This is a genomic window from Microbacterium sp. H6 (assembly GCF_003314775.1).
Taxonomy (GTDB): Bacteria; Actinomycetota; Actinomycetes; order Actinomycetales; family Microbacteriaceae; genus Microbacterium; species Microbacterium oxydans.
In genome coordinates, this window is the sequence record NZ_QOAY01000159.1 from 21,992 (window position 1) to 24,735 (window position 2,744).

Consider the following 2,744-nt stretch of genomic DNA (forward strand, 5'->3'; position numbering starts at 1 on the left):
CCGGCGATCCCTTCTGCGACCAACCACTCCTGATAGACGCCGAGGTCACGCCGGTACGCCGCGACCGTGTGGGCACTCAGGCCCCGCTCGACCGTGACATGACGCAGGTAGGCGTCCAGGGCGCGCTCGAGCTGCATCGTCAGTCCCGGTCGCGCAGCCTCTGCGATGCCGCGAGCACCCCGATGGCGAGGATGCCGTTGCGCATCCGCCCCTCGAGCACCGCCGAGACGGCGTCCGAAAGCGGCACCCACGCCACCCGGATGTCCGCCTCCTCGTCCTCCCGGTCGTGTGCCGCGTCAGCCGAGGAGACCCCGGTCGCGAGGAACACGTGGATGATCTCGTCGTTCCCGCCCGGAGTCGTCCAGGAGGAGACCAGGGGTTCCCAGCGCTCGGCGACGAGGTCGGCCTCTTCGGCGAGCTCCCGCCGGGCTGCGGCAAGAGGCTCCTCCCCCTCCACATCCAGCAGTCCTGCAGGGAGCTCCCAATCCCGATGCCGAATCGGGTGACGGTACTGCTGGATCAGCAGGACGCGCCCCTCATCGTCCAGGGCGACGATCGCCACCGCGCCGGTGTGATCGACGTACTGTCGGACGATCTCACCGTCTCCGTAGCGCACACGGTCGGAGCGGACGTCCCAGACCCTGCCGCGGTATACGAGGTCGCTGTGAAGGACCTCCGGTTCGAACGGCTCGTCGCGGAGGTCCTGCGGCGACTCAGTCATCCGCACTGACGTCGAACAGCTCGCTCGCGCGGTTCCGCTCGATCGCTGCGCCGACCAGTCCGCGGAACAGCGGGTGCGGAGCGGTCGGACGCGAGCGCAGCTCGGGGTGCGCCTGAGTGGCGATGTAGTACGGGTGCACGTCGCGGGGAAGCTCGACGTACTCGACGAGGTCGAGCTCCGGGTTGAGACCGGAGAACACCAGTCCGGCCTCCGAGAGACGGTCACGGTAGGCGTTGTTCACCTCGTAGCGGTGACGGTGGCGCTCGGAGGCTTCGGGCGCACCGTACAGTTCACGGGCGAGCGATCCTTCGGCGAGGGCGGCCTGGTACAGACCGAGGCGCATGGTGCCCCCGAGGTCGCCTCCGTCGAGGATGTCGACCTGCTCGGCCATCGTGGCGATGACGGGCTCCGCCGTCTCCGGGTCGAACTCGCTCGAGGACGCGCCTTCGATGCCGGCGACGTCGCGTGCGTACTCGATGACCATGCACTGCAGGCCGAGGCACAGGCCGAGCGTCGGGATGCCCTGCTCACGCGCGAACTTCAGCGCGCCGAGCTTGCCTTCGATGCCGCGGATGCCGAAGCCTCCCGGCACGCAGATGCCGTCGAGCTGGGCCAGCTGCTCCCTGGCGCCCTCCGGGGTCTCGCAGAGGTCGGAGGGGATCCAGCGGATGTTGACCTTGGTCTCCTGTGCGAAGCCTCCGGCCTTGAGAGCCTCGGTCACCGAGAGATAGGCATCGGGGAGGTCGATGTACTTGCCCACCAGGCCGATCGTCACCTCGTGCTTGGGGTTGTGCACCGCGTGCAGCACCTTGTTCCAGCGTGTCCAGTCGACGTCGGCCGCCTTCTGGTCGAGGCCGAGGCGGCGCACGATGTACGAGTCGAGACCCTGCTCGTTCAGCGTCGAGGGGATGTCGTAGATGCTCGGCAGGTCGACGGTGTTGATGACGCCCTCGACATCGACGTCGCACATCAGCGCGATCTTGTTGCGGTTGCTCGCGCTGACCGGGCGGTCGCTGCGGAGCACCAGGGCGTCCGGCTGGATGCCGACCTGGCGCAGGGCCGCCACGGAATGCTGCGTCGGCTTGGTCTTCTGCTCCCCCGAGGCGCCCATGAAGGGCACGAGCGACACGTGCACGAAGAACACGCTGTCGCGGCCGAGCTCGTGACGCAGCTGGCGCGCGGACTCGAGGAACGGCTGCGACTCGATGTCGCCGACGGTGCCGCCGACCTCGGTGATGATCACGTCGGGACGCGGGTCTTCCGACGCCTGCAGGCGCATCCGGCGCTTGATCTCGTCCGTGATGTGCGGAATGACCTGCACCGTGTCGCCGAGGTACTCGCCGCGACGCTCGCGGGCGATCACCTGCGAGTAGATCTGGCCAGTGGTGACGTTGGCCGCCTCCGACAGGTTGATGTCGAGGAAGCGCTCGTAGTGGCCGATGTCGAGATCGGTCTCGGCGCCGTCGTCCGTCACGAACACCTCGCCGTGCTGGAACGGGTTCATCGTGCCCGGATCGACGTTCAGGTACGGGTCGAGCTTCTGCATCACGACGCGCAGGCCGCGGGCCGTGAGGAGGTTTCCGAGGCTGGCCGCCGTCAGTCCCTTGCCCAAAGACGAAACGACACCACCAGTCACGAAGATGTGCTTGGTCGTGTCGTTCTTGGGTCCCGCAGAAGAAGAGTTCATCACGGGCTTCGATCCTATCAGGCGGTGGGCACTCGGAGGCTGAGAAGTTCACGCGCGTGGGTCAGAGCGGCGTCGGAATCGGTGAGCCCCGACAGCAGACGTGCCATCTCGGCTTCGCGCTCCTCCCCCTCCAGACGCCGCACGCTGGAGGCCGTGACCGCGCCGTCATTGGCCTTCACGACCGACAGGTGGTTGTTGGCGAAAGCTGCGACCTGCGCGAGATGTGTGACCGCGATGACCTGCGACTTCTCGGCGAGTCGGGCGAGTCGGCGTCCGACCTCGATGGCCGCAGCGCCGCCGATGCCCGCGTCGACCTCGTCGAACACAAACGTCGGA

The 2,744-nt window shown here is 67.7% G+C and carries 3 protein-coding genes and 1 pseudogene; all 4 read right to left on the bottom strand.

Annotation, left to right across the window (positions count from 1 at the left end):
• A partial coding sequence (locus tag DSP71_RS10125; protein WP_181800716.1) for a site-specific integrase occupies nucleotides 1-137 on the bottom strand: 137 nt, incomplete at its 3' end.
• Nucleotides 138-139: 2 nt separating this feature from the next.
• Entirely contained in the window at nucleotides 140-721 is a 582-nt protein-coding gene (locus DSP71_RS10130; protein WP_046749375.1) for an NUDIX hydrolase, read from the bottom strand.
• On the bottom strand, nucleotides 714-2,408 hold the full coding sequence (locus DSP71_RS10135; RefSeq protein WP_046749376.1) for a CTP synthase: 1,695 nt from the start codon (nucleotides 2,406-2,408) through the stop codon (nucleotides 714-716). The genes DSP71_RS10130 and DSP71_RS10135 overlap by 8 nt, the downstream gene beginning before the upstream one ends.
• A 17-nt stretch (nucleotides 2,409-2,425) precedes the next feature.
• Nucleotides 2,426-2,744, bottom strand: a pseudogene (locus tag DSP71_RS23530) (DNA repair protein RecN); the annotation flags it as partial.